The sequence below is a fragment of the Caballeronia sp. LZ008 genome (assembly GCF_031451435.1).
GTDB classification, from domain to species: domain Bacteria; phylum Pseudomonadota; class Gammaproteobacteria; order Burkholderiales; family Burkholderiaceae; genus Caballeronia; species Caballeronia zhejiangensis.
Genome location: NZ_JARUXK010000004.1, coordinates 531,520 through 557,589, shown reverse-complemented (window position 1 = coordinate 557,589; position 26,070 = coordinate 531,520). Strand labels below are relative to the sequence as shown.

The following is a 26,070-nucleotide window of genomic DNA, read 5'->3' as shown; positions in this document are numbered from 1 at the left end:
AATGGGTGTCATGCACTCGTCACGGAAACGTCACGCGTGCGCTTGCGCTCGTCGAGCCACGCGGCGATGGCTGCGCACGTCCAGTTGGCATCGTCGTGAGGCAGATCGTGGCCCGCCCACGGATGCACCGCGTGCGAGGCACGCCATTGCGCCGCGATGCGCAGCGAGCATATCGGATCGACGAGCCGGTCCGCCGCCGACGATAGCAGCAATACGGGACATGGCGGTGCATCGACGCGCGCGCGAAAGCGCGCCGCCGCCGCGAGTTGACGCAGCGCGTTCGCCGCGCTCGCGCCGTGCGTGCGCCGGAGATGCGCCCAGTGCGCGATATCCGCGTCACGCGTGTCGATACGATTGCACGTCAGCGCGTGGATGAGCGTTTCGCATCGCTCGGGCAGCGTCCACGTCATCGCGATTCGCGCGAGCATCGGCCACGCATTGGGACGCAGGCGTTCGGACACGCCCGCGAACGGGCGCATGCTTGTGTTGATCAGCACGAGCCGCTCGATCTCGCCGGGATGATGTTCGGCCCATGCAGTGGCGACCATCGCGCCGAGCGACATCGCAAGCACGCGGCACGGCATGCGTATGTTCAGCGCGGCGGCGCGCTCGCGAACGAACGCCATCATCCTGACGACGGAAAGCGGCGCCCCATGCGCGCGTTCGACGCCATTGCCCGGCAGATCGATGCATATCGCGCGCTCGCCCGCGCCTGCGAGCCCATGCGCGGCGAGCGCCGCATCGAACGCGCCCCAGTGACGCGCTTCACGCGTGAGGCCGCGCAGAAGGATCCACTGGCTCATCGCAGGGCCGTGCGTTGCCAGTGCTCGCGCGCGCGCCGCAGCACGTCCTCGCGGAATTCGCCGCTCGGTAGCCAGCGACGCGACGAGAACGCCGCGCGCGTGAGGAAATCGAAGAAGTTCGGATGACGCCGCAGCACGCGCCTCGTCCGGTGCGCCTTGATCGGATTGAAGATGCCGAGGCGCGAGAAAAGCTGCATCGGATTCTTTCGAATCCAGCGCCACGAGCCGAGTTCGAGCGTCATCGGAAGGAAGATGTTGGGTGCGCGCGAGCGGTCATACGCGAAATCCCACAGATCGCCGTGCAGCAGGTATTGATGACTCTGCGGCTCGAACGCGTAGCCATGATGCGGATACGACTCCTCGAACATCGTCTTCAGCAGAAACATTTCCGGCAGATGCGCCATTTGCCGCTCGGTGCGCGCGTAGGGAAACCAGATGCTGTCGTCCCAGCCGAAGCCCGAATGACAATCGAGCGCGAAGCTCAACGGCCGCGACATCAACTGTTCCTCGACAACGGAAAGCAGCGCCGCGCTCTCCACTTCCATGCGGCCATCGGCCGGGCCGCGATACCACGGCAGCCACGGCCCGATGCGCTGTCCGCCCGCGAGAAACGGCACGCGTCCTTCGGCGCTTTGCGGCGCGTTGCGCATCAGATCGACGCCATTCGGATTCGCGCGGGTGCGCGCGAACATGCCGCCGGGATTGACGATCGGCATGAAGATGAGCCGGACCGCGCGCAGTTGATGATGCAGCGTGTCGTCCCATTCGAGCCGTCGCAACAGCGCGCGCATGTATTCGAGGACGAGTTGCGTGCCGATGCATTCGAGCCCATGCACGCCGCCGAAAAAGCCGATGGCGGGCGCTTGCGGATCGTCCGAGCCGATCGCCGCGGTCAGGATCGGAAACATATGCTCGCGTGCGCGCACTTCGCCGATCGTGTGCCACGCGAAGCGCGCGCCGCCCGCGACGCGAATCGCTTTCAGTTCGTCCATCTCCGGAAAACTGCTGCTGATGGCAACGCTCGACGTGCTCATGACTGGGCCTGTTTGTCGTGTATTCGTTGGCTCAGGCTATGGTTCTATGAATCGCCGGAACGCCCCGCCCGAAGAAATCGAGTATAGGGCGGTTCGTCAGCACACGACATATGAAACGCGACGCGCCGAACGCGAACAACGTGTTCTGCGCGTTTTCGTTCCGTCACCTAGAATGAAATCGCCGTGCTACGCGGTGTGAGGTATTCGTCATGACATCCATTTCCCGCATCATCCTCGGCGCGCTCGCTTTGTGCTGCGCCGCGTCCGCGCTCGCGCAACCGCCGGCGCAAACCACCGATCCGAACGCGCCGAAAACGCGCGACCAGGTCCGGCAGGAATTTCTGCTGTGGCGCTCGGTCGGCTACGATCCGAACGACTGGCTGGACTACCCGGACAACGCGATGCGCGCGAGCCGCATCATCGCGCAACGGCAGGCTCGCGGCGAAACCCGCGTGCAGTAAGCGCGCATTCGTCAGGCCGATTCGCCGCGCGGCTTCGGCCCGCGCAGGATGCGCCGCGCGATGCTCCATCGATGCACTTCCGACGGACCGTCGTAGATACGGAACGCGCGCATATCCGCGAAAATCCGCGCGACGACGGTTTCGTGCGTGACGCCCTGCCCGCCGAGCACCTGCACCGAGCGGTCGACGACCCGCCACAGCGCCTCCGACGACACCACTTTCGCGATGCTCGATTCGTGCTTGCCGAGCACGCCCTGATCGAGCACCCACGCGCAATGCCTGATGGCGAGACGCGTGACGTGCAGATCCATTTCGTTATCGGCGAGCATGAAGCCGACGCCTTCGTGCTCGCCCAATGCCTTGCCGAACGCCTGACGCTGCCGCGCATGCGCCGTCGCGACATCGTGCGCGCGCCGCGCGGCGCCGAGCCAGCGCATGCAGTGCGTGAGACGCGCCGGCGATAGCCGCACCTGCGCGTAGCGAAATCCTTCGCCCGGCTCGCCCAATACGTTTTCCTTCGGCACGCGCAGGCCCTCGAAGCGCACGACGCCGTGGCCGCCGGGAAAGCACGTATCGAGCGAATCCATCGCGCGCTCGATCACGATGCCGGGGCTCGACATATCGGCGAGGAACATCGTCGCGGGACCGTCGGCGAACTTCGCCATGATGATCGCGACCGCCGCGCCTTCCGCGCCCGTGATGAACCATTTGCGTCCGTCGATCACGTAGTCGTCGCCGTCCTGCACGGCGATGGTCTGCAGCATCGCCGGATCGGCGCCCGCACCCGGCGGCGGCTCGGTCATGCAGAAACACGAGCGAATCTCGCCCGCCGCGAGCGGACGCAGCCAGCACTCCTTTTGCTGCGGCGTAGCGATGGCTTCGAGCAGATGCATGTTCCCTTCGTCGGGCGCGGCGATGTTCAGCGCGACCGGACCGAGCGGCGAATAGCCCGCCTCCTCGAACAGAATGGCTTTCGCGACGTGATTCAGGCCCAGGCCGCCGAATTCGGGCGATACGTGGCTCGACAACAGCTTCGCCGCGCGCCCTTTCGCGATCAACTCGGCGCGCAGCGCTTCGTTCGGGCCATGCGGCGTGCAACGCGGATCGCGCTCGAACGGCACGATCTCTTCAGCGATGAAAGCGCGCACGCGCGCCTGCAGATCGGTCAACTCCGGAGAAAGCGAAAAGTCCATCGACAATCCTCTAAGGGAACGGGCTGAACGCCAAGCTTAACCGCGCGGGCGCATCGTGCGCCAGTGGCGTTCGTCCGGGTGTCAGTCGTCGTACTCCGTGTACTTGCGCGCGTCGCCCTTCACTTTGTGCACCGGATATTTCGACCGGTTCAGCGCCATCTTCTCGATCAGCGCGCGATGCAGATCGACGTCGAGGGAGTCGGCGAGCATCACGAGATAGGCGAGCACGTCCGCCATTTCGTGGCGAATGGCTTGCAGCTTCGATTCGTCGAGTTCGGTTCTGTCGCCGGTGGCGAGCCACGTGAACGGTTCGAGCAACTCGCTCGCTTCCACCGACAACGCCGCAGCCAGATTCTTCGGCGAATGAAAGCGGCTCCAGTCCCGCTCGCGGACGAACTCGCGCAGCATGTCGCGCATTGCGACGAGCTCGCTCGCGGTTTCCCGCTGATCCTGTTGCTCCATGGGGTTCCTCTGAAGATGTCGGGTGTGCGCGAAGGTGCTGCCTTCGCCGGACAGAGTGGCGCGGTGAGCCGGCTTAGGCCGGATAGAGCCCGAGCGTGCGAGCGTGCAGGCGTGCGAGCCCGAGAAGCGCATCGGTGAACGGCGTCGGCACGCCGGTCATCGCGCCCAACTCGCGCACGGACGCGACGAGCGCATCGAGCTCGACCGCCTTGCCCGCCTGAACGTCCTGCAACATCGACGTTTTCATCGCGCCGAGCTTGAGCGTCACGGCGTGGCGATCCTCGGGCTTCTGTTCGATGGGAATGCCGAAGCGCGCGCCGATTTCCTTCGCTTCGAGCATCACGTTCGTGACGAAGCCGCGCACGAGATCGTCGCTGAGAATGCGGTCGGTGGTCGCGCCGGTGATCGCGCTGATGGGGTTCATCGTCATGTTGCCCCATAGCTTGAACCAGACGTCGCGTTGAATCTGCGCGGAGAGCGTGGCGTCGAAGCCCGCCTTCGAGAAGAGCGAAACGAGCGATTCGGTGCGTGCGGTCGGTGCGCCCGTCGCCTCGCCCAGAATCAGCCCCTTGCCCTGATGATGCCGGATGACGCCCGGCGCTTCTACGAAGCAACTCGCGTGCACCACGCAACCGACCGTCTGCGTGCCCGGAATCGCCGCGGCGATCTTGCCTTGCGGATCGACGGACGAAAGACGTTTGCCGGTGAACGGTTCGCCAAGGCCGTCGCAGAACCACCAGGGCACGCCGTTCATCGCGGTCAGCACGGGGGTTTCATTCGACAGCAGCGGCGCGATATGCGCGGCGACGGATTCCATCGCGGGCGCCTTCACTGCAACCACGACGAGATCCTGCACGCCGAGATCAGCGGGTTCGGCGCTCGCCGCGACCTTCACGACATGCGTGGCGTCCTTTTCGACGAGCCGCAACCCTTCCGTCTTCAGCGCATCGAGCGTCGCGCCGCGCGCGACCACGCTGACATCGCAGCCCGCCTGCGCGAGCTTCACGCCGATCCATCCGCCGATGGCGCCCGCGCCATAAACGCATACTTTCATCGTTCCCGTCCTCGCTCGTGGCAATCATCCGATCGCCATTGTAAGAGCGGGACGGCGCGCTCGTGCGTTCAGTGCGCGATGCCCGTGGCGAGCTTCGCCACCGTCAGCAGCGTCAGGCCGAATGCGCCCGCGAGCATCACGGCGATGACCGGCAATAGCGGCAACCTGACCTGCGCGAAGTCTGCGTTGTGCGAAGCGCGCTTGCGCACGCCGAAAAAGCTCCAAAGCACGATGCGCAACATCTTCAAGAGTTCCATGAGCGGCTCCTTCGCCTGAATCCGTATCGATCTTTCACGCGATGATGATGCCGGCTTCATGAGATGAAAAACAGCAGCAGTTGCGCTGTATTCGACGGTAGCAGAACGACCTGCAAGAAGCGCATTCGGACGGATGTAAGCGCGCTTCGGCTTCTTTCAAGAGCCGCCCGGAGAAAAAAAATTGCGCTTGAAACATAGCGCGGCGGTATTGAAACGATAGCCTTCGCTCCTACTTTCGATGCACTGACGGCGATAACCGCGTCGTCGATTCGACTTCCTGTTGCAGGCCGCGCTGGCCGCACTATCGGAGACTGGACCATGAGTGACTTTTATTTCAGCGGCGACGTTTTCTCTGAACTGGACCGCATGCAGCGGCAGATGTCCTCGCTCTTCGGCAATCTTCCTTCGAGCATGCGTTCGAGCCGCGCGGATGCTTTCCCGCGTCTGAACATCGGCAGCACGGACGATGCGATTCATATCGTCGCGTTCGCGCCGGGCGTCGAGCCTGCATCGCTCGATGTGACCGTCGATAAAGGCACGCTCACCATTAGCGGCGAACGCAAGGCGCAGGCAACGGTGGAAGGCGCGCGCACGTATGCGAAAGAGCGCTTCACCGGCAGCTTCCGCCGCGTGATCGAACTGCCGCAAAACGCGGACGCAGACAAGGTCGAAGCGCGCTATGAGAACGGCACGTTGTCCATCACCATCGGCAAGCGCGAAGCATCGAAGCCGCGTGCGATCACCATTCAGTAAGAGGAAGCACATCATGACCGAGAACACTCAAGTCGCCGCGCAAAACACGAACGACGCTGCGCGCAAGAACGAAGACAATGCACGCCGCGCAACGGTCACACCCGCGGTCGATATCGTCGAGGATAGCAATGGCATCACGCTGTGGGCCGATCTGCCCGGCGTGTCGCGCGAGAAGCTCGACGTGAAGGTGCACGATGCGCGCCTCACCATCGAAGCCGAAGCATCATTGCCTGTGCCGGGCACGGTGCGCGTGCATCATGCCGAACTGCGCGCGCCGCGTTTCGTACGCGCCTTCACGGTGAGCGAAGACTTCGACACGACGAAGATCGACGCGAATCTCAGCAATGGCGTGCTGAGACTCACGATTCCGCGTCGCGAGCAAGCGCGTCCGCGCCGCGTCGAAGTACGCGCGGGTTAAGCATCGGAAAAGTTATCAGTTTTGCCTCGAGCGGCCGCGATTTTTCGCGGCCGCTTTTTCTTTTGCACTGCGCGCACGCCTCTATAATCTTCAACGGCGGTTAAATTCGCCACCATTCGAATACTCATAGAAAGAAGGGACTATCGTGAAGAGGCTGGTAACGGTGTTGTTGGGTTCGATGCTTGCCGTATCGATCGGAGCGCATGCAAAAGAGTGGTCGACTATCCGCTTCGGCGTCGATGCGAGTTATCCGCCTTTCGAATCGAAAGCGCCCGACGGCACGCTGGTCGGCTTCGATATCGATGTCGGCAATGAACTGTGCCGGCGTCTCAACGCGAAATGCGTATGGGTCGAAAATGCATTCGACGGCATGATTCCCGGCCTCAAATCGCGCAAGTTCGACGGCGTGCTCTCCACGATGTCGATGACGCCCGCGCGCGTCAAGCAGATCGCGTTCTCCAGCAAGCTCTTTCACGTGCCCACGCGCCTCGTCGCCAAACGCGATTCGAACATCCAGCCGACGGCGGAATCGCTCGCGGGAAAAGCTGTCGGCGTCGAGCAAGGCTCGATGCAGGAAACGTATGCGAAGGTGCATTGGGGCGCGAAAGGCGTGAAGGTCGTGTCCTATGCGGATCAGGATCAGGTTTATCAGGATCTGCTCGCCGGACGGCTCGATGCGTCGCTGCAAAACGCGGTGCAAGCCGAACGCGGCTTTCTCGAGACGCCGCGCGGCAAGCCCTACGGTTTCGCGGGCGGCGCGCTGGAAGACAGTGCGATCTTCGGTCCGGGCACGGCAATCGGCCTGCGCAAGGAAGATACGGACCTGAAGGATAAGCTCGACGGCGCCATCGCCGCGATGATCAAGGATGGCACGTATAAGCGCATCGAACAGAAGTACTTCGACTTCGATATCTACGGCGAGTGATTTGGAATACGTTGCCCGCGAACGATCCATCCAATGCGGATAACTTCGTTCGCGGGCGGCGAGGTTATCCCGCTTGCTTCGCTCTCGCCTAGACTCACATACATAACCGACAACAAGGAGACAACGATGGCGACGCTCAAGCAGATGCAGGCGAAGTTGAAGAAGCTCCAGGCGCAGACCGAGAAGCTGATCGCGAAACGCGCGCAAGCCGTACTCGACGATATTCGCGCGCTGATGGAAAGGCACGGCCTCACGACCGCGGATATCGACCGTCACGGCAAGAAGGCCAAACGCGCGGGCAAGCCGCAGGTCGCGTACCCCGCGCCCGCCGGCCGTCACGAAGCGATGACCAAACTCGCGAAAAATGGCAAGCTGCCCGCGAAGTATCGCAATCCGAAGACGGGTGAAACGTGGAGCGGCTGGGCGCGCCCGCCCGCGTGGATCGCGAACGTGAAGGATCGCAGCAAGTTTCTGATCGATGCGGAAAGTGCGGAGAACGCGGTCAAACCGAAGGCTGTAGCGAGGAAAGCGGCGGCGAAAAAAACTGCTGCGAAGAAGAAAGCAGCGGCGCCGGCAGCAAGGAAATCCGTCGCGGCGAAACCGGCAGTGAAACCGGCGGTGAAGCGCAGCGCGCCCCGCAAACGCGCGGCAAAAGCCGCATTGCCGGAACAAGGCGGTGCCGAAACATCGCCATCCACGACAACGGGCGATGCTTCCGTATGAAACCCTGACGTCATCCCATTGTTTGAGATCGACGAAAACTCAATTGGCTTTTCGTGCGATTAAAAAAAGGCTCAGTCCTTCTACACTGCGTTCACATGTCGGGGGCGTTTCGTAGCAACGATTCGCTTCTCCGATTGCAGTTGTCGCTTCAGACAACCGCATCTCCTCATATCTTCGTTGGAGCGTCCTCGTGAACAAGCGACTCGTAGTGGGCTTTGCTATTGCATTGAGTTCTCTTTTCGCCGGCTCGGCATTTGCAAGCGGTTATGGACCGGCGCCGCATTATCGTCCCGATGTCGGTGCGCCGGCTTCGCAGCATGGCGTCAGCGCGCAGACCTTCGCTGCGGAAGAAGCCGCACAAGGACGCGGCGATTTCGGCAATACGGAACGCACCGCGCAGATTCAACGCGGGCAAGTTTCGGCTTCCGCTTCTTCGCAAGTGGCGCAATAAATATCCGATTAACGGACACGATGATGCGAGTTTGTCGTGTCCGTTTTAAAAGCCTTTTATCGTTCTTTCCAGAAATGTCCAAAGCGCATCGTCCACGGAATAAGGGACGTTGAATCGAAAACATGCGCTTTGAGCATCGTCCGGACGGAAATAAGAGCCGGGCGCGAGCCATATGCCGTGCTGCAATGCGCGTGTCGCGACGTCGCTTCCATCCGCCGGATGGATCGGCAACGCGCCCCACAGGAAAAGCCCCGCGCGCGGACGCCGGAACAACTCGACGCCCAGCGCATCCATGCGTTCTTCGACGAGCGCATGCGCATCCTTGAGCTTTTCCACGACGAATTCGACATGCCGCGCGTAGCGCCCTTCCGTCAGCACTTTCTCAACGATGCGCTCCGTCGCCTCCGATGACGTCAGCCCGACCGCCATCTTCGTGCGCGCCAGTTCGCGCAATACGTCGCGCTCGGCGATGACATAACCGCAGCGCAACGCGGGCGTGATCGTCTTCGCGAAACCGCCGACGTAGAGCACGCGGCTGAGCCCTTCCATGGCGGCGAGCAAGGGCGCGCCGGGCGCGGCGAGCTCGCGGTTCACATCGTCCTCGACGACCCACAGGCCGTGCCGCTCCGCAATCTGCATCAGCCGAAACGCCGACGCCATGCCGAAGGTCGCGCCCGTCGGATTCTGCAAGGTCGTGTTGAGAAAGACCGCTTTCGGTCGATGCTCGACGACGATGCGCTCGAACACGTCGGTATCGACACCGGCCGCCGTGCGTGGCACGCCATGCACCTGCAAACCCGCGAGCCGCAGAATCTGCAGCAGATTGCAGTAGCCCGGATCTTCGACGACGACCGCATCGCCCGGACGCAGCAGCGTGCGCACGATGAGATCGAGCGCCTGCGTCGCGCCCGCGGTCAGCAGCACGTTGGATGCGGCGTCGATCGGCAAGCCGTGGCGGTCCATCTGCTCCGCGATCCGCTCGCGCAGCGGCGCGAAGCCGTACGGATGCCCGTAATCCGCGATGCGCCCCGCCGGTACGCGGCTCACCGCGCGCAACGCGTGCTGCAGACCGCTCTCGTTGACCCATTCGTTAGGCAGCCAGCCGCAGCCCGATTTGATCGGCACGGAATGATCGGCGAATACGTCCGACAAAAGCCACGTCGCGGTGAGGCTCGGCGGCTGCCATTCGACGGCGCGCACGCGCTCGCTGCGCCCGCGTATTGCCACGCGATAACCCGATCCGCGCCGCGCCGTGACGAGGCCCATCGACACGAGCCTGCCATACGCTTCCGTCACCGTGAATGTGCTGAGACTTTCGGCTTCGGCAAGACGCCGCACCGATGGCAGAAGCGCGCCCTCGCGCAACGTCTGCTCCTCGATCGCCGAGGAGAACGCGCGCACGATTTGTTCGACGAGCGTCGGCGCCTGCCGCGCGCCGCGCTCCAGCTTGAGTTCGATCATGGCGTCGAGAATAACGCGGAGAAAGTCCGCCGGCCAATACAGTTTGCAGCATTCTGCCAGCACAGTTGGCAGCGCAGTGAAGCGACTGTCTATGCCTTGCAATTTTGCCGGGGAATACAGTGACCGTACTTCTTCAGGAGACCCTGTGATGACCGCTCGCCCCGTGATCGAAGACCTCTCGTCGTTCTGGATGCCGTTCACCGCCAATCGCCAGTTCAAGGCCGCGCCGCGCATGCTCGACAGCGCCAAGGGCATGTACTACCGCTCGACCGATGGCCGCGAAGTGCTCGACGGCACGGCCGGACTGTGGTGCGTGAACGCAGGCCATTGCCGCGACGAGATCGTCGATGCGGTGCAAAAGGCACTTTCGACGCTCGATTTCGCGCCGACCTTCCAGATGGGCCATCCGCTCGCATTCGAAGCGGCGACCAAAGTCGCGAGCCTGATGCCCGAAGGCCTCGACCGCATCTTCTTCACGAACTCGGGCTCCGAGTCGGTCGATACGGCGCTCAAGATCGCGCTGGCGTATCACCGCGCGCGCGGCGAAGGCCAGCGCACGCGTCTGATCGGCCGTGAGCGCGGCTATCACGGCGTCGGCTTCGGCGGCATTTCGGTCGGCGGCATCGCGCCGAATCGCAAGACGTTCTCGGGCGCGCTGCTGCCGTCGGTCGATCATCTGCCGCATACGCACGATCTCGCGCACAACGCATTCACGAAAGGCCAGCCCGCGTGGGGCGATCATCTCGCCGATGACCTCGAGCGCATCGTCGCGCTGCACGATCCGTCGACGATCGCCGCCGTGATCGTCGAGCCGCTCGCCGGGTCGACCGGCGTGCTCGTGCCGCCGCAAGGCTATCTGCAAAAGCTGCGCGATATCTGCACGAAGTACGGCATTCTTCTGATCTTCGACGAAGTCATCACCGGCTTCGGACGTTTGGGTAAAGCGACGGCCAGTGAATACTTCGGCGTAACGCCCGACCTCATCACGATGGCCAAGGCCATCAACAACGCGACCATTCCGATGGGCGCCGTCGCCGCGCATCGCAACGTGCACGACACGGTCGTCAACGCGGGCGCGGCCAACGCCATCGAACTGTTCCATGGCTACACCTATTCGGCGCACCCGGTCGCGACCGCAGCGGCCATCGCGACGCTCGATCTGTATCAGCGCGACAAGCTGTTCGAGCGCGCGGCATCGAAGGCCGCGAAGTTCGAAAGCGCCGCACACGGGCTGCGCGATGCGCCGTTCGTGAAGGACATTCGCAATCTTGGCCTCGTCGCGGGCATCGAGCTCGATCCGCGCGAAGGCGCACCCGGCGCGCGCGCGTATGAAGTGTTCGTCAAGTGCTTCGAGGCGGGCGTGCTCGTGCGCTACACCGGCGATATCCTCGCGTTCTCGCCGCCGCTCATCATCGAAGACGATCAGATCGATCAGATCTTCGCGACGGTGCGAAAGGCGCTGGAAAGCGTGAAATAAGCGGCTTTTGCGGTTGCTCGCGGCCCGGCTTCCTGCGATGGAAAGCCGGGCTTTTTATCGCTCCATGACAAGCAACGTAGATGTCGCCGATGCGAACAATCTGCCGCTCGCGTCCTTGAGCGTCGCTTCGGCGAACGCGGCGCGCCGTCCGATCGACAGCACGCGTCCTTCCGCGCGCAACACGCCCGAGTCGCGCGTGAGCGCCTTGTGATACGCGACCTTCAGTTCGAGCGTCGTGTACGCCTGCGTCGCGGTCAGGCATGAATGCACCGAGCAGCCGCACGCGGAATCGAGCAGCGTCGCCGCATAGCCGCCGTGCACGGTGCCGATCGGGTTATACGCGTGATCGCCGGGGACGCCCGCGAACACTGCCCTGCCCGCTTCCACTTCGATGAAATCGAAATCCAGCGATACCAGAATGCCCGGCTTGCGCCCGCTTGCGATCAATCTGCGCAATTGCGCGAGACCGTCGAGGCCGGCGGCGGTTTCTTCGATCAAACTCATTTCGGCGTCTCCGTTTTATCGCTGGCGGTCTTGATCGCATCGTCGTCGCCGGTCGCGCTCCAACCGCCGCCGAGCGAGCGATAAAGCGCCACCGCGGCAAGCGCGTGTTCGCGCTTCGATTGATTCAGCGCATCGGCATCGCGCAGATACGATTGTTGCGCGTCGAGCACATCGAGAAAGCTGGCCGCGCCGCCCTTGTACAACTGCGTCGACAGCGTGAGCGATTGACCGGATGCCGAGAGCGCTTCGGTGAGACGCGCGGTCGATTCGGTCGTGCTGACGAGATCGCTGCGCGTATCCTCGACATCCTTCAGCGCTTCGAGCATCGTCTGACGCAGATGCAGTTCCGACTCGCGCATCCGGCTCTCGTTCTGCTCGACCTGCGCCGTGATGCGTCCGGCGTTGAAGATCGGGCTCGTCGCGTTGAGCGCGGCGGAAAAGAGGTTATCGGTCAGCGTCGGCAAGCCGAGATACGACGAGGCGAGCAAGCCATCCGACAAGCGCAGCGAGAACTTCGGATAACGCTCGGCACGCGCGACGCCCACTTCCGCCGCGCGCTGCTGAACGGTCGCATACGCGACGAGCACATCGGGGCGGCGCAACAGGGCATCGGACGGCAACATCTGCGGCGCGCCGCTGGCGGGAACGGGAATCACGGGCGCGTCGCCCGCATCCGCGAGCATCAGCCTGTCGATGGATTCCGGCGTGCGGCCCGAATACACCGCGATCAGACTCAGCTGATGCTGGATCGTCGATTGCGTGCGCGGGATGCGCGATTGCAGGTCGCTCAACTGATTCTGCGCACGCGCGACATCGAGTTGAGTCGACAGACCGTATTGCAGGCGTCGTTGCGTGAGTTTCAACGCGCGTTCGCGAATCTGCAGATTGTCTTGCAGGATCTTCGATTCCGCCTGCGCCCAGCGAAGGTCGACATACGCAGCGGCCGTATCCGCGGCGAGCGCGAGCCTGATCTGATCCGCGGCGTGTTCGCGGCCGACAAGCTGCGCCTGCGATGCCAGCAGTTCCAGCCGCTCGCCGCCGAACACGTCCGGCGTCCAGCTCAGCGCGAGGCCGAAGCCCGCCTGCTTCACATAGCCGAGCGGCGGCGGCGTGTTCTGCCGCGTGTACGCGCCGCCCGCGCTCGCATCCAGTTGCGGGAGCAAGGCCGCGCGGCGTTGCGTCGTGAGCGCTTGCGCCTGCTTCACGCGCTCGACGGCGGCTTGAACATCGAGGTTATCGTTCAGCACCGACGCGACGAGTTCATGCATCACCGGATCGTTGAACTGATTCCACCATGCAGCGGGATCGACGGCCTGTCTCGGCACATCGACGCTCCAGTCCGTGGGCGCGGTCGCGTTGACCGTCGCGGGAAGATCGGCGTGCGTGGCGGGCTGCACCGCGCACGCGGCGAGCGTCAGCGCGGTCACGCCGGAAAGTATTGCGACGAGAAGTTTCTTCATGATCGAAGCATCCAGATAAGGCCCGGTTCAATGCGCGTCGGACGAAGGCGGCGCGCTCGTGATCGGCTTGGCGAACATCACCGTCATCAGGCCGAAGAGGAAACACAGCGCGAGCACGTAGAAGCAATCGGCGAAGGTCAGCACGAGCGCCTCGCGCATCACGAGCGCGTGCAGCGATGCCAGCCCCGCTTGCGACGCGTTCAACGCATCGCCGGCGACGGAAGCGAGATGCGCCGAACTGCGCGCGATCATGTCGTCGACGACCGGCCGGCCAATCGTCACGCTCTCGTTCAGATGCAGGTAATGCAGATTGAGGCGATCGTTGAGCATCGTCGCGCTCACCGCGATGCCGATTGCGCCGCCGAGATTGCGCATCAGATTGAACAGCCCGCTCGCCGATTTGAGCCGCGATGGCGGAAGCGAACCGAGCGCCATCGTCACGATGGGCGGTACCGCGAATTGCTGGCCGATGCCGCGCAGCGCCTGCGGCAGCAGGAACTGTTGCCAGCCCCAGTCGTGCGTCAGCGGCGTATAGAAGTAACAGCCCGCGCCGAAGCAGATCAGACCGAATGCGAGCAGCACGCGCATGTCGATGAAGCGCGACGCGAACCCGTACACGCCGATGGAAAGCAGTTGAAAACAGCCGACGGAAAGCAGCGCGAGACCCGTATGGAGCGAATCGAAGCCACGCACGCGCGCAAGGAACACGGGCGTCAGAAACACCGACACGAAGATGCCGATGCCCGTCACGAACGAAAGCAGACTGCCGATCGCGAAGTTGCGCACCGCGAGCGCACGCAGATCGACGATCGGATCCTTCGCCGTGAACGCATGCACGAGGAACAGGAAGCCGCAGATCCCCGAAATCCACGCACAGACGATGATGACGTCGTCGCCGAACCAGTTCTTGCGCGGCCCTTCTTCGAGCACGTATTCCAGACAGCCGAGAAAGCCCGACATCAGCACGATGCCGATGTAATCGCCCTTCTTCAGCAGCGAAACATTGGGCTCGTCGACGTGCACGTACTTCGGCACGAGCAACGCGACGACGAGACCCGGCACCACGTTCAGATAGAAGAGCCAGTGCCACGACCATTGATCGGTGATCCATCCGCCGATCACCGGTCCGACTGCGGGCGCGAGCGACGCCAGCGCGCCGATAGTTGTAGATGCAATCAATCGCTGCTTGCCGGGGAACAGCACGAAGGCGGTCGTGAAGACGGTCGGGATCATCGCGGCGCCGAGCGCGCCTTGCAGTCCGCGAAAGAGGATCATCGAATTGATGTCCCACGCCATGCCGCACAACATGCTCGTGAGCGTGAAGCCGATTGCCGATGCGACGAACAGCCAGCGCGTGGAGAACACTTTCGAGAGCCAGCCCGACATCGGAATGACCAGAATTTCGGCGATCAGATACGACGTCTGCACCCACGACAGCTCGTCCTGGCTCGCCGACAATCCGCCGCCGATATCCTTGAGCGACGACGCGACGATCTGAATATCGAGCGTCGCCATGAAGAAGCCGAGGCACATCAGCGCGAAGGCGAACACGCGTTGCCGTATCGGCTGGCTCGCGGGATCGGAAGGAATGGTGTGTGTCATCGCCGCGCTCCTCAGCCGTTCGACTGCTTCGCGAGATGCACCTTCACCGTCGCCGACAAGCCCGGACGCAGCACCGTTTCCATGCCCTTCGGCACATCGAGGCGGATGCGAACCGGCACCCGCTGCACGATCTTCGTGAAGTTGCCCGTCGCGTTCTCGGCGGGCAGCACGCTGAAGGTCGCGCCGGTCGCGGGCGCGAGACTTTCGACGTGACCGGTGAGCGGCACGCTCGATGCGTCGAGTTCGACGTCGGCTTCGTCGCCCGCGCGCATCTTCTTCAACTGATCTTCCTTGAAGTTCGCATCGACCCAAAGGCCCGTCGACGGAACGATGGTCAGCAGCGATGTGCCCACGTTCGCGAGCACGCCCACGCGCGCCGTGCGATTGCCGACATAGCCATCGACCGGCGAGCGGATCGTCGTGTATTCGACGTTCAGCTCCGCGACACGACGTGCCGCTTCCGCTGTCGCGACGCGCGCCTGCGCATCGGCGATCTGCGCTTCGATCACGCTCAACTGACGCTTGGCCGCGACGAGCGACGCGCCGCTGCGATCCACCGCCGCCTGCGCCTTCGTGTAGTCCGCGTCCGCGCGCTCGACGATCTGGTTCGACACCGCATCGTCCTTCACGAGTTCGCGATAGCGCGAACGGTCCTGCCCGGTGCGCGTGAGTTCCGCCGACGACGCGCGCACTTCCGCCTGCTGCTGGTTGATGACGGCCGCCTGCAGCGCGTCCTTCGCCTGCAACTCGACCACCGCCGCGCGCGCGCCCGACAATTCGGCGTCGGCTTGAGCGAGGCGCGCATCGTAGTCGCGGGCGTCGAGGCGGATCAGCACTTGCCCCGCCTTAACGGGCTGATTGTCCTGCACGAGCACGTCGGTGACGAAACCGTTCACCTTCGGCGCAAGCACGGTGACATCGCCGCCGACGTAGGCATCGTCGGTCGTCTGAATGAAGCGCAGCACGAGCGCCCAGTACGTCGCCGCCGCGATCAGCACGAGCCCGACCAGGCCAAGCGCGAGCAGCATCCAGGGAATCTTGCGCGTGGGCCGCGCGAGCGCCGGCGCCGCTACCGAAGGAATATTCGTCGTAGGAGTCGTCATTTGCGATAAGTGCATATGCACAATTAAGTTTGAAGGAAGGCCTGAATCCATTGCCCGTCATAGCCCGGAAGACTAGTTGTGCATATGCACCAAGTCAACCGTCACGGCGCGCATGAATGAATGACGCAGACGGAAAGAATCGCGCCGAGCCTTGTGCTACAAGGCGCGAAGACGGTTTGCCGGCGCGTCGGGACGCAGGCTCTCGTCGGCGCAGAAGCGCACGGCATGCTCGACGAACGCGCGCACCTTGGCCGGCAACAGCGCGCGCGTGCTGTACGCGATCCGGATTTCGATCGCGGAATCGACGCGCTCGTAGGCGTCGAGCAGCGTGATGAGCCGCCCCGACGCGACCTCGTCGGCCACGAGCGCCGTCGGCAACACGCCGATGCCGAAGCCCTGCAAGGCCATCTCGCGATTGAACACCGCACTGTTCGACGTGATGTCGTGACTGAGCGGCACGCGCAGTTCCTCGCCGCCGATGCGGAACGTGAGCGCCGGCTTGCGGATCGACGGCGACATCGGCACGAACACATGATCGGCGAGTTCGGACGGATGGCGCGGCGCGGGACGTTGCGCGAGATACGCGGGGCTCGCGACGAGCACGAGCGGAATGGTTTCCAGCAGGCGCGTGACGGCGGTATCGGTCGATAGCATGAAAGGCAGCACGATGGCGAGATCGTAGCCTTCGCCGACGAGATCGATGGGTCGCTCCGTCAGCGTCACGTCGAGGCGCACATGCGGATGCGCGCGCCTGAAGCTCGCGACGAGCGGCGCGTAGCGGCTCATCATCACGGTCGTGTGCGAGACGAGCCGCAACAGGCCGGTCGCTTCGCTCGCGCGGTTCGACGCGCGCTCTTCCATCGCCTGCAATTCGTCGAGCAGACGCGAGCAGTCGGCGAAGAAGCGCTCGGCGGTTTCCGTCAGCGAGATCTGCCGCGTCGTGCGATTGAAGAGCCGGCTGCCGAGGCGGTCTTCGAGGCCGGCGATGGCACGCGATACGACGGGCGGCGACAAGCCGAGTATGTCGGCCGCACGCGCGAAGCTCTTCGCTTCGACCACCGTGCAAAACACCTTCAGGCTCGTCAGATAGTCCATGTGCGCGTTCGCGATGCGTGCGGAAGCCCGATCATGGCACGAAGCCGACGCATTCGCACGATGAGACGATCGCGCGGTTTTACGAGCCGCGCGAGCATTCACGCGAAAGACGCACGCGCCTAAAGTTCAACCCATGCCATCCACATGGCCAACCACCGAACGAAGGAGCACACCATGTCACGTCTTTCCCAAATCAACGTCAACGAAGCAACGGGCGTCACCGCCGATCTTTTCGCCGCGATCAAGAAGGCCGCGGGCAAGGTGCCGAACGCTTACGCGACCATCGGCACGCATAGCCCGGCCGCGCTCGGCGCAGCGCTCAACGGCGATGCGATTCTCGCGAAGAGCAGCCTCGACAAGGCCGATGTCGAAGCGATCAAGCTCGCCGTCAGCGAACTCGCGGGCTGTGATTACTGTGCCGCCGCGCATACGCTCGTCGGCAAGATGGTCGGGCTGTCGCAGAAGGAAACGCAGCAAATTCGCGCGGGCGAAGCGACCGGCAATGCAAAGCGCGATGCGCTCGTGCGCTTCGTGCGGCATGTCGCGGGCACGACCGGCACGATCGACGCGGCGCGTCTTACCGAAGTGCGCGAAGCGGGCTATTCGGAAGCGCAAGTCATCGACACGCTGTTTGCGATGAGCGTCATCAATTTCACGAACCTCGTGAACCGCGTGAACGACACGGTGATCGACTTCCCTGCTCTCGTCTAAGTTTGCGTCGAGCCTTTGGTCAGCCGGTCGATGACGGAACTCACGAGATCGACCGGCACCGGAAAGACGATCGTCGAGTTCTTGTCGCCGGCGATCGACGTGAGCGTTTGCAGATAGCGCAACTGCATCGCCTGCGGCTGCTGCGCGAGCATCTGCGCAGCTTGCAGCAGCTTCTCCGATGCCTGCAACTCGCCTTCCGCATGGATGATCTTCGCGCGCCGCTCGCGCTCCGCTTCGGCCTGGCGGGCGATCGCGCGGATCATCGTTTCGTTGATGTCGACGTCCTTGATCTCGACGTTCGATACCTTGATGCCCCATGCGTCCGTCTGCGAATCGAGCACGCGCTGGATGTCGGTATTGAGGCGCTCGCGCTCGGACAGCAACTCGTCGAGCTCGTGCTTGCCGAGAATCGCGCGCAACGTGGTTTGTGCGAGCTGGCTCGTTGCTTCGAGAAAACGCGCGACCTGAATCACCGCCTTCTCCGGATCGACGACGCGAAAGTACACGACCGCATTCACCTTCACCGACACGTTGTCGCGCGTGATGACGTCCTGCGGCGGCACGTCGAACACGACGGTGCGCAAGTCCATTCGCACGACCTGCTGCACGACCGGAATGATGAGCACGAGCCCCGGCCCTTTCACCTTCCAGAAGCGCCCGAGCATGAACACGACGCCCCGCTCGTACTCGCGAAAAATACGCACCGCCGACGCGACGATGAAGATGACGAACGCAATGACAATGCCGCTGAAACCGAAGGTAAGCCCCATTTTCAAGCCTCGTTGTCGATGTGTTCAGGAATGGCCCGCCTCGCGTTCGCCTTCGAGCGGCTCGACGGTCAGCGTGAGACCGTGGCGCGACATCACCCGCACGCGCGCGCCTTCTTGCGGCAACGCTCGCGGCGCGTCCGCCTGCACGCGCCAGCGTTCGCCCTGCACGCGCGCCCAGCCGCTGCCGGATTCGTGCGCCAGCATCACGCCGATGGTGCCGAGCATCGCTTCGCCGCCGCTCACGACGGGCCGCTTGCGCGCTTTCAACGCGACGCCCGACACGGTGAACACGAAGAGCGCCGTGAAGAGCGCGAGCCCGGCAACGAGCCCGACCGGAATGCCGAAGCCGGGGACGTCGGTATCGATCAGCATGAGCGCGCCGATCGCGAACGCGATGATTCCGCCGATGCCGAGCGAGCCGAATGTCGGCAGAAACATTTCCGCGACGAGAAAGCCCATGCCGAGCACGATCAATCCGAGTCCGACGAAACTGATCGGCAATAGTTGCAAAGCGAACAATCCGACGAGCAGGCAGATCGCGCCCGCGACGCCCGGCAGCACCATGCCCGGATTCGCGAACTCGAAGAAGAGGCCGTACATGCCGATCATCATCAGGATGAGCGCGACGCTCGGGTCGGTGATCGTCGCGAGAAAGCGGCTGCGCCAGTCGGGTTGCAGCACGACGAGCGGCGCCTGTTTCGTCGCGAGAACGCGATCGCCGCTCGCGGTTTTGACATGACGGCCGTCGAGTTTCGCGAGCAGGTCGGGAACGTCGTTGGCGGTCACGTCGATGACTTTCTGCTCCAGCGCTTCCGTCGCCGATAACGCGACCGCCTCGCGCACCGCGCGCTCGGCCCATTGCACGTTGCGTCCGCGCAATTGCGCGAGGCCGCGGATGTAGGCGGCGGCGTCCTGCATCTGCTTGCGCGTTTCGGTCGATTGCGCGTCTGCGTTCGACGCCGCCTTGCCCTCGCGCGCCGATCCGCCGATGCCAAGCTGCACCGGCGACGCCGCGCCCAGATTCGTGCCGGGCGCCATCGCGGCGATATGGCTCGCGTACGTGATGTACGTGCCCGCGCTCGCAGCGCGCGCCCCGCTCGGCGCGATGAACGCGGCCACCGGCACCGGCGACGCGAGCATCGCCTGAATGATCGAGCGCATCGAGAGATCGAGGCCGCCGGGCGTGTCGAGTTCGAGCACGACGAGTTGCGCGTGCTCGTCTGCGGCGCGGGCGAGCGAGCGCACGACGTAATCCGCGCTCGCCGGCCCGATCGCGCCCTTCAGCGGAATCACGACGACGGGCGCCGCCACGGCGGCTACGGCGCTCATCGGCACGAGGGCGAACGCCATCAGCAGCAGCGCGTGGCGCACGCGTCTGCACAGCCAGTCAGCGAAGTTCGTTTTCATCGGCGAAAGCCGGACGCGCATATGCGCGGCGGTTCCTCGTGTTTGGTCTCTCTTTTAGCTTAGGTCAATTGCGAGATCACGGCCGGCGCGTCGTTCGGTCGATGACCTTTTCGACATCGGCCGTTTCGCCGAGCTCTTTCACGAAGCGCGCCGTGTCGAAGTCGCCCGACACGCAGCCGTCGAGATAGATGAAGCGGCGCTGCAACGTGAGCCACAAACTCGTTTTCTCGCGCCACTGCAGCGAGGCGTTGAGCGAATTCAGGCGCCGCGTCACGCTTTCGGCGATTTCCTTGTCGTAGTCGTAGCTGTTGGCGAGCCGGCAGCGCCCCGCGATCCAGCAGCTATTGCCGCGTTCGATGCGGTAATGCGCTTCGTCGAGCCATTCCTGATGCGTTTCGACCGGGCCGCGCGGAGCGGCGCAATCGGCGATGGCGCTCGAAACGTGCAGAAACGGATCGTTGCCGCGGTTCTCGCGCCTTTCTTCGGCGTGTGTCCCGTACGGGGCCGCGGCGAGCACAGCCGCCAGCGCGAGCGTTCCGTAAGCCGCGTTTCGTGTCATCGTGCGCGCCTTTCGTGGAGCCATCGTCCAGACAGCATAGTTCATCGCGTCGAATCGAACGCCACGCGGGAAGCCGGTAAACTCACGATGTGGCGCACCGCCCATTCCTCGCACCGAGACCGACATGAAACAGGCACTCCACCATCTGACGGTCGCGACAGGCTCGCGCGGCCTGCACGAAGTCACCCGCGACGTCGATCACTGGATCGACCTTCAGGACATCCGCACTGGCTTGCTCACGCTGTTTTGCCGGCATACGTCGGCATCGTTGCTGATTCAGGAGAACGCCGACCCCGACGTGCGCGTGGATCTCGAACGCTATTTCGAGTCGGTCGCGCCGGAAGCGCCCGGCCGCTACGTGCACGACACCGAAGGCCCCGACGACATGCCCGCGCATCTGCGCACCGCGCTGACCACGGTGCAGCTTTCGATTCCCGTCGAGGCCGGCCGGATGGTGCTCGGCACTTGGCAGGGCATCTACGTGTTCGAGCACCGGACGGCGCAGCATCAGCGCGAACTCGTCTTGCATCTGATCGGCGAGTGACCTAATATACGCACCGCGTATATTTCGGGAGCGGTGACGGTGACTCAGGAACTTCAGCAGCAGACGATTCTTCGCGATGCGATGCGGCGTCTGAACATGACGCGCGACGCGTTCGCATCGCGCATCGGCGTGTCGCGGCGTGCGCTGGACACATGGTTGCTGCCGGACGAATCGCCGGAGTCGCGCGCGATGCCGGAGATCGCCGCGCGCTATGTCGGCGAGATTCTCGGCGGTTTGCCGGAAGGTGGCCCATATACGCAAAGCGCACATTTGACCATCGACTTCGAAGGCCGGCCGCAATTGCTTTCCATCGACCAGTTTTCGCGCGACTCGGCTGAAGCGCTGTTCCGCACGGCCGACATGATGCAGCCCATCGCGCGGCGCAAAAAAATCACGCGCGTGCTCGAAGGCGCGGTGCTTGCGAACCTGTTCTTCGAGGCCAGCACGCGCACGCGCGTGAGTTTCGGCGCGGCGTTCGCGCGCCTCGGCGGCTCCGTGTGCGACACGACCGGCTTCACCTTTTCGTCGATGGCGAAAGGCGAGTCGATCTACGACACGAGCCGCGTCATCAGCGGATACGCCGACGCGATTGTCGTGCGGCATCCGGAGCAAGGCTCCGTCGCGGAATTCGCGCGCGCGACGAACATTCCCGTCATCAATGCCGGCGACGGCCCCGGCGAGCATCCGAGTCAGGCGCTGCTCGATCTGTATACGATCCAGCGCGAGTTTTCGCGTCTCGGAAAGATCGTCGATGGCGCGCATATCGCGATGGTCGGCGATCTCAAGTACGGCCGCACCGTGCATTCGCTCGCCAAGCTGCTCTCGCTTTACAAAGGACTGAAATTTACGCTCGTGTCGCCGGGTTCGCTGGAGATGCCGGCGCATATCATCGAGCGCATCGCGCGCGGCGATCATGTGATCGAACAGACGAGCGACTTGCGCGCGGGACTCGCGGGCGCCGACGTGGTCTACGCGACGCGCATTCAGAAAGAGCGTTTCGCCGATGAGTCCATCGAAGGCTATACGCCGGATTTCCAGATCAACCAGGCGCTCGTCGACGATGTATGCGGACGCGACACGCTCATCATGCATCCGCTGCCGCGCGACAGCCGCCCCGGTGCGAACGATCTCGCCACCGACCTGAATCACGACTCGCGCCTCGCGATCTTCCGTCAGACCGACAACGGCATTGCGGTTCGCATGGCGATTTTCGCGGTGCTGCTCGGCGTCGAGCATCAGGTGCGTCACTCGATGCGCGATGCGGCATGGAAGTCGCCTGCTTCCATCGGTCCGGACGATGCGGTCTTTCATGGCTTCGATTGATACGTTTTTTACACGCGGCGCACATGTCTTTGCGCGACGTTGACGCGAGCCGCCGTATCCTTCTACACAAGGGAAACGTGATGGAGCAACGGCCATGGATATGTCGCTTGCGTGGGCGGTCAGCCGTCGAAAATTGCAGGATGATGGGTTAGGTGCATGTCAACGTGTGCGGGTTCTGGCGCTTGCGCATTTCGCGGATAGCGAAGCGTCGCGGGAACGCATACGCGCGTTGTTTCATTCGCCGCTTGGCATCTACGTGAGTCAGGCGCAGCGTGAAGGCTGCGAACTGCGGCTCGAATTCGATACTGCTAGCGAAGACCTTGCGTTCACCTTGCGAACGTTGAAGCGCGTGTTGCCGGAAGCGCGTGTCGAAGGGATTGCGCCGCGTGTGTTTGCGCATCGGATGAACACGCGCGACGCGGGGTGAGGGTCATGCGGCCGGAAGCTCGCCAGACATCGACTGCCGACGATGATAAGCGGCGGATGATTCCAGTCGCTCAAACTCTTCGTAGGACAGATTCCACGTATCCGGATCGAGTTCGATGCCGCGCTGAATCGCCGCCTCTTCCTCGGGCGTAGGAAGGATGAATCCTTTATACGTTTGTTGCATACCGATTTATCTCTCTTCTGTTGGCGCGGCGCAAACTGATGATGCGCCGCGTTTCGCTTCTCTGCGTGAACACTACGCAAAACATGAAGCCTCGAATGGGCGCGAAATTGACTTCGCGTACCTCTCCATAGTCGCGACGACCATCAACCTTCGGCGCGACATCGTCCCACGCAATCTCCCTCGCAAGCTCCAGCGACACACCATGCTGAAGCCGATTGATCGCGTCCTTCAACGGGTCAAACGTGATGTCGAAGTGCATTCATTGTGGTTCCCAGAAGTAGAAGTGACAAGGCGCGAAAGTTCTGATTTGCGGATTGCGATTCATCCGAACTCCGAACGATTTGCGTCACTTCATTCTTCTGAAAACCTCACGGCTTTTCTATAGACCGATTGGCCAACGAGCACGTATGATCCTGCAGCTCTTCGGATGACGCCCAGTTGCCTGGCTGAACGTGATCGTTGAGAAGAAAGAACGCATGCACGCCATCGCCACGCACGGCGCCGACGAGCAGCAGCGTCTGTTCGCCCATGGTCTGGCCGCGGCTTGCGGCATAGGGCGCGACGAGCTTGAAGGGATCCGTATGCGCGAGATCAGCATCATCGATACGCATCGCGCTGTACACATGGCCGCGCAATCTCACCGGCAGCGGCTTCCACGCCGTGCCGATGCCCGGTCCCAGTTCGCGCAGCGTCTGGGCGACATCCGACGCGAGACAGTCGATATGAATGTGCAATTGATTCTGCGTGCGCCCGCTTGCCGAGTTGATCGCGAGCGAAATTTCGTCGCGCGGCAGCGTCCGGCGCAACGCGCGAAAGACATAGCCGCGCGCATTCCATGCGTCGCGAAAGTAATTCGGCGCGTGGGGCTCGAGCAGTTCGGGACTTTCGATGCCGCTCACGCGCGCGGTCGGAATCAGCAGATATTGCGCGACGCCGACGATATCCTTCAGCACCGCATAGCCGCCCGCCAGATTCACGTCCGCGCATTTCTGCCGGACCTGCGCGCCCTCGGCGGCGGGCTCGCAGTAGTCGTGGACGATTTCCCACAGCGCGTTGGGATTTGCCGCGCACGCGAGCGGCAGACAGAGCAAACCTGGCGCGGCGAGGCGGCGTAGCTTCTTTGTGATTTTCATCGGCATGATCGGGCGGCGCAAAAAATCGATAGCCTGCCGGATTATGCTTGCAGGCGCGTGACCACGCCGCGAAACGTGACAAAACTCCGCGTCGAATGCAACGCGGAGCTTCGTCGACCGATGCGCAAATCAAGCCGATTCAGCGCGATTCACGGGATGCGGTTCCTTCAGCTTGTTGGCGACGCGCGCCGCCTCGAAGTACGACGCGTTCGGCGGACGCTTCAGATACTGTCCCGCGCCGCGTTCCGCGCGCAGATCGCCGTCGGTCCACGCGAGCGCGCCGCGCGTGAGCGTGTGCGTCGCGACGCCCTGCACTTGCATGCCTTCGAAGACGTTGAAATCGACCTTTTGATGATGCGCCTTTACGGAGATCGTGCGGGTCGCGTTCGGATCCCATACGACGAGATCTGCGTCCGCGCCTATCTGCACCGCCCCCTTTCGCGGATAGAGATTGAAGATTTGCGCCGCGTTCGTCGATGTCACGCGCACGAATTCGTTCGGCGTGAGACGTCCCATGTTGACGCCGTGATGCCACAGCACCGACATGCGATCTTCCACGCCGCCGCAACCGTTGGGGATCTTCGTGAAGTCCTCGCGGCCCATCGCCTTCTGCGATGCGCAGAACACGCAATGATCCGTCGCCGTCGTATGAAGCTGTCCCGATTGCAGCCCGCGCCACAATGCTTCGCGGTGCTCGCTCGTGCGAAACGGCGGGCTCATCACGTGCGCGGCGGCGCGCGTCCAGTCGGGATCGCGATACACCGATTCATCGATCACCAGATGGCCCGGCAACACTTCACCGAACACGCGCAGTCCTTCGTTGCGCGCCTTGGCGATGACATCGACTGCATCTTTCGCCGACACATGCACGATATAGAGCGGCACGCCGAGCACTTGCGCGATGCGGATCGCGCGATTGGCCGCCTCGCCTTCCACTTCGGGCGGACGCGACAACGGATGCGCCTCCGGTCCCCTGAAGCCTTTCGCAAGTAGTTGCTTCTGCAACTGAAAGACGAGCTCGCCGTTTTCCGCGTGCACGGTCGGCAGCGCGCCGAGTTCAAGCGAGCGCGTGAAGCTGTTCACGAGCACTTCGTCGTCGGCCATGATTGCGTTTTTGTAGGCCATGAAGTGCTTGAAGCTCGACACACCGTGTTCGTGAACGAGCAGGCCCATGTCGCGATGCACCGACTCGTCCCACCACGTCACCGCGACGTGAAAGCCGTAGTCCGCCGATGCTTTCTCAGCCCAGCCGCGCCATTCTTTGAACGCATCCATGAGTGGTTGCTTCGGGCTCGGAATCACGAAGTCGATGATACTCGTCGTGCCGCCTGACAATCCCGCTGCGGTGCCGGTATAGAAATCGTCGCTCGCGGTGGTGCCCATGAAGGGCAGTTCCATGTGCGTGTGCGGATCGATGCCGCCCGGCATGACGTACTGACCGCCGGCGTCTATGGTGTGCGTATCGGACGGTGCCTCTATGTCGAGGCCTATCGCCAGGATCGTGCCACCGGCTTGCGGGTCTGCGCAGAGAACATCGGCGCGGTAGGTGCGGTCAGCGTCGATGATGGTGCCGCCGCGGATCAATGTTGGCATTGAAGTGTCCCTCCGGGGGTTGTCGTTGCGTTGCGTTGCGTTGCGTTGCGTTGCTTGTTCGCTTCCGCCCTCGTGAAATCCTTTGTTCGTGTCGGTCTATTAGCACTGCCCCTGTGCGGGGCGGCACTCACTTTCTTTGCTGCTGCAAAGAAAGTAAGCAAAGAAAGCAGCTTCCGATACGCCC

29 protein-coding genes are annotated in these 26,070 nt (G+C 63.2%); 10 read left to right on the top strand and 19 right to left on the bottom strand.

All coding sequences use genetic code 11. The features are described from left to right. Positions 1-8: 8 nt before the first annotated feature. Both QCE49_RS27320 and QCE49_RS27315 read right to left on the bottom strand, forming a co-directional pair. Complete coding sequence (locus tag QCE49_RS27320) at positions 9-803, bottom strand: alpha/beta fold hydrolase (protein WP_250460252.1); 795 nt, start codon at positions 801-803, stop codon at positions 9-11. Continuing rightward, on the bottom strand, positions 800-1,837 hold the full coding sequence (locus QCE49_RS27315) for a M14 family zinc carboxypeptidase (protein ID WP_250460254.1): 1,038 nt from the start codon (positions 1,835-1,837) through the stop codon (positions 800-802). Before QCE49_RS27315 ends, QCE49_RS27320 begins: the two co-directional genes overlap by 4 nt. 209 nt (positions 1,838-2,046) lie before the next feature. On the opposite strand from QCE49_RS27315, the gene QCE49_RS27310 reads away from it, so the two are divergent. After that, positions 2,047-2,298 carry a DUF4148 domain-containing protein gene (locus QCE49_RS27310; protein ID WP_033537146.1) on the top strand — a complete coding sequence of 84 codons (252 nt, stop codon included), beginning with the start codon at positions 2,047-2,049 and terminating at the stop codon, positions 2,296-2,298. A gap of 11 nt (positions 2,299-2,309) precedes the next feature. Here the strand turns inward: QCE49_RS27310 and QCE49_RS27305 are convergent, their stop codons facing one another. From QCE49_RS27305 to QCE49_RS27290, 4 genes are all read right to left on the bottom strand, one after another. Beyond that, positions 2,310-3,491 (bottom strand): acyl-CoA dehydrogenase family protein, encoded by a 1,182-nt coding sequence (locus tag QCE49_RS27305; RefSeq protein WP_175979181.1) that lies wholly within the window; start codon positions 3,489-3,491, stop codon positions 2,310-2,312. A gap of 81 nt (positions 3,492-3,572) precedes the next feature. Further along, entirely contained in the window at positions 3,573-3,953 is a 381-nt protein-coding gene (locus QCE49_RS27300; RefSeq protein WP_250440494.1) for a nucleotide pyrophosphohydrolase, read from the bottom strand. 73 nt (positions 3,954-4,026) lie between these two features. Further along, the gene (locus QCE49_RS27295) at positions 4,027-5,007 is read right to left on the bottom strand and encodes a 2-dehydropantoate 2-reductase (protein WP_008353681.1); all 981 of its coding nucleotides are present in this window, start codon (positions 5,005-5,007) and stop codon (positions 4,027-4,029) included. Positions 5,008-5,075: 68 nt separating this feature from the next. Further along, positions 5,076-5,264 carry a DUF2970 domain-containing protein gene (locus QCE49_RS27290; RefSeq protein WP_008353682.1) on the bottom strand — a complete coding sequence of 63 codons (189 nt, stop codon included), beginning with the start codon at positions 5,262-5,264 and terminating at the stop codon, positions 5,076-5,078. A 318-nt stretch (positions 5,265-5,582) separates the two neighbouring features. On the opposite strand from QCE49_RS27290, the gene QCE49_RS27285 reads away from it, so the two are divergent. The 5 genes from QCE49_RS27285 (at position 5,583) to QCE49_RS27265 (ending at position 8,534) form a co-directional block, all read left to right on the top strand. Then, complete coding sequence (locus tag QCE49_RS27285) at positions 5,583-6,017, top strand: Hsp20/alpha crystallin family protein (protein WP_008353683.1); 435 nt, start codon at positions 5,583-5,585, stop codon at positions 6,015-6,017. Between the two features lie 13 nt (positions 6,018-6,030). Beyond that, on the top strand, positions 6,031-6,435 hold the full coding sequence (locus tag QCE49_RS27280) for an Hsp20/alpha crystallin family protein (protein ID WP_008353684.1): 405 nt from the start codon (positions 6,031-6,033) through the stop codon (positions 6,433-6,435). A 178-nt stretch (positions 6,436-6,613) separates the two neighbouring features. Continuing rightward, positions 6,614-7,360 (top strand): ABC transporter substrate-binding protein, encoded by a 747-nt coding sequence (locus QCE49_RS27275; protein WP_284502730.1) that lies wholly within the window; start codon positions 6,614-6,616, stop codon positions 7,358-7,360. A 126-nt stretch (positions 7,361-7,486) separates the two neighbouring features. Further along, positions 7,487-8,083: an H-NS histone family protein gene (locus QCE49_RS27270; RefSeq protein ID WP_250460256.1), complete on the top strand. Its 597-nt coding sequence runs from the start codon at positions 7,487-7,489 to the stop codon at positions 8,081-8,083. Between the two features lie 190 nt (positions 8,084-8,273). Then, positions 8,274-8,534 carry a hypothetical protein gene (locus QCE49_RS27265; RefSeq protein WP_008353687.1) on the top strand — a complete coding sequence of 87 codons (261 nt, stop codon included), beginning with the start codon at positions 8,274-8,276 and terminating at the stop codon, positions 8,532-8,534. 45 nt (positions 8,535-8,579) lie between these two features. Here the strand turns inward: QCE49_RS27265 and QCE49_RS27260 are convergent, their stop codons facing one another. After that, positions 8,580-9,995 (bottom strand): PLP-dependent aminotransferase family protein, encoded by a 1,416-nt coding sequence (locus QCE49_RS27260; protein ID WP_250460258.1) that lies wholly within the window; start codon positions 9,993-9,995, stop codon positions 8,580-8,582. A gap of 148 nt (positions 9,996-10,143) precedes the next feature. Between QCE49_RS27260 and QCE49_RS27255 the strand changes: the two genes are divergently transcribed. Further along, positions 10,144-11,472 carry an aspartate aminotransferase family protein gene (locus tag QCE49_RS27255; protein ID WP_175979175.1) on the top strand — a complete coding sequence of 443 codons (1,329 nt, stop codon included), beginning with the start codon at positions 10,144-10,146 and terminating at the stop codon, positions 11,470-11,472. Positions 11,473-11,526: 54 nt separating this feature from the next. On the opposite strand, the gene QCE49_RS27250 is transcribed toward QCE49_RS27255, so the two are convergent. From QCE49_RS27250 to QCE49_RS27230, 5 genes are all read right to left on the bottom strand, one after another. Beyond that, on the bottom strand, positions 11,527-11,976 hold the full coding sequence (locus tag QCE49_RS27250) for a PaaI family thioesterase (RefSeq protein ID WP_008353692.1): 450 nt from the start codon (positions 11,974-11,976) through the stop codon (positions 11,527-11,529). Next, entirely contained in the window at positions 11,973-13,436 is a 1,464-nt protein-coding gene (locus tag QCE49_RS27245; protein WP_250460261.1) for an efflux transporter outer membrane subunit, read from the bottom strand. Before QCE49_RS27245 ends, QCE49_RS27250 begins: the two co-directional genes overlap by 4 nt. 27 nt (positions 13,437-13,463) lie before the next feature. Next, positions 13,464-15,038: a DHA2 family efflux MFS transporter permease subunit gene (locus tag QCE49_RS27240; RefSeq protein WP_175979173.1), complete on the bottom strand. Its 1,575-nt coding sequence runs from the start codon at positions 15,036-15,038 to the stop codon at positions 13,464-13,466. An 11-nt stretch (positions 15,039-15,049) separates the two neighbouring features. Next, the gene (locus QCE49_RS27235) at positions 15,050-16,141 is read right to left on the bottom strand and encodes an HlyD family secretion protein (RefSeq protein WP_250460263.1); all 1,092 of its coding nucleotides are present in this window, start codon (positions 16,139-16,141) and stop codon (positions 15,050-15,052) included. A gap of 156 nt (positions 16,142-16,297) precedes the next feature. Beyond that, positions 16,298-17,236: a LysR family transcriptional regulator gene (locus QCE49_RS27230; protein WP_175979560.1), complete on the bottom strand. Its 939-nt coding sequence runs from the start codon at positions 17,234-17,236 to the stop codon at positions 16,298-16,300. A gap of 174 nt (positions 17,237-17,410) precedes the next feature. On the opposite strand from QCE49_RS27230, the gene QCE49_RS27225 reads away from it, so the two are divergent. Then, complete coding sequence (locus QCE49_RS27225) at positions 17,411-17,947, top strand: carboxymuconolactone decarboxylase family protein (protein ID WP_008353697.1); 537 nt, start codon at positions 17,411-17,413, stop codon at positions 17,945-17,947. On the opposite strand, the gene QCE49_RS27220 is transcribed toward QCE49_RS27225, so the two are convergent. The 3 genes from QCE49_RS27220 to QCE49_RS27210 all read right to left on the bottom strand — a co-directional run bounded on the left by QCE49_RS27220 (position 17,944) and on the right by QCE49_RS27210 (position 20,683). After that, the gene (locus QCE49_RS27220; protein WP_175979171.1) at positions 17,944-18,717 is read right to left on the bottom strand and encodes a slipin family protein; all 774 of its coding nucleotides are present in this window, start codon (positions 18,715-18,717) and stop codon (positions 17,944-17,946) included. The two genes, QCE49_RS27225 and QCE49_RS27220, sit on opposite strands and share 4 nt — an antisense overlap. Positions 18,718-18,741: 24 nt before the next feature. After that, on the bottom strand, positions 18,742-20,124 hold the full coding sequence (locus tag QCE49_RS27215; protein ID WP_409017517.1) for an NfeD family protein: 1,383 nt from the start codon (positions 20,122-20,124) through the stop codon (positions 18,742-18,744). Positions 20,125-20,200: 76 nt separating this feature from the next. Next, on the bottom strand, positions 20,201-20,683 hold the full coding sequence (locus QCE49_RS27210) for a BON domain-containing protein (protein WP_250460265.1): 483 nt from the start codon (positions 20,681-20,683) through the stop codon (positions 20,201-20,203). Between the two features lie 124 nt (positions 20,684-20,807). On the opposite strand from QCE49_RS27210, the gene QCE49_RS27205 reads away from it, so the two are divergent. Beyond that, positions 20,808-21,227: a secondary thiamine-phosphate synthase enzyme YjbQ gene (locus QCE49_RS27205; protein WP_008353705.1), complete on the top strand. Its 420-nt coding sequence runs from the start codon at positions 20,808-20,810 to the stop codon at positions 21,225-21,227. Positions 21,228-21,266: 39 nt separating this feature from the next. Further along, positions 21,267-22,550, top strand: a complete 1,284-nt coding sequence (locus tag QCE49_RS27200; protein WP_033537153.1) for an aspartate carbamoyltransferase — start codon at positions 21,267-21,269, stop codon at positions 22,548-22,550. A 148-nt stretch (positions 22,551-22,698) separates the two neighbouring features. On the opposite strand, the gene QCE49_RS27195 is transcribed toward QCE49_RS27200, so the two are convergent. The 4 genes from QCE49_RS27195 to hydA form a co-directional block, all read right to left on the bottom strand. Continuing rightward, positions 22,699-22,950, bottom strand: coding sequence for a hypothetical protein (locus QCE49_RS27195; protein WP_250460267.1), 252 nt, complete (start codon positions 22,948-22,950; stop codon positions 22,699-22,701). A gap of 193 nt (positions 22,951-23,143) precedes the next feature. Beyond that, a complete protein-coding gene (locus QCE49_RS27190) occupies positions 23,144-23,419 on the bottom strand; it encodes a BrnT family toxin (protein ID WP_034471857.1) in 276 nt (91 codons plus the stop codon). 109 nt (positions 23,420-23,528) lie between these two features. Beyond that, positions 23,529-24,293 carry a CDP-diacylglycerol diphosphatase gene (locus QCE49_RS27185; RefSeq protein ID WP_239295030.1) on the bottom strand — a complete coding sequence of 255 codons (765 nt, stop codon included), beginning with the start codon at positions 24,291-24,293 and terminating at the stop codon, positions 23,529-23,531. 129 nt (positions 24,294-24,422) lie between these two features. Beyond that, a complete protein-coding gene (hydA, locus tag QCE49_RS27180; RefSeq protein WP_250460269.1) occupies positions 24,423-25,886 on the bottom strand; it encodes a dihydropyrimidinase in 1,464 nt (487 codons plus the stop codon). Positions 25,887-26,070: the final 184 nt, after the last annotated feature.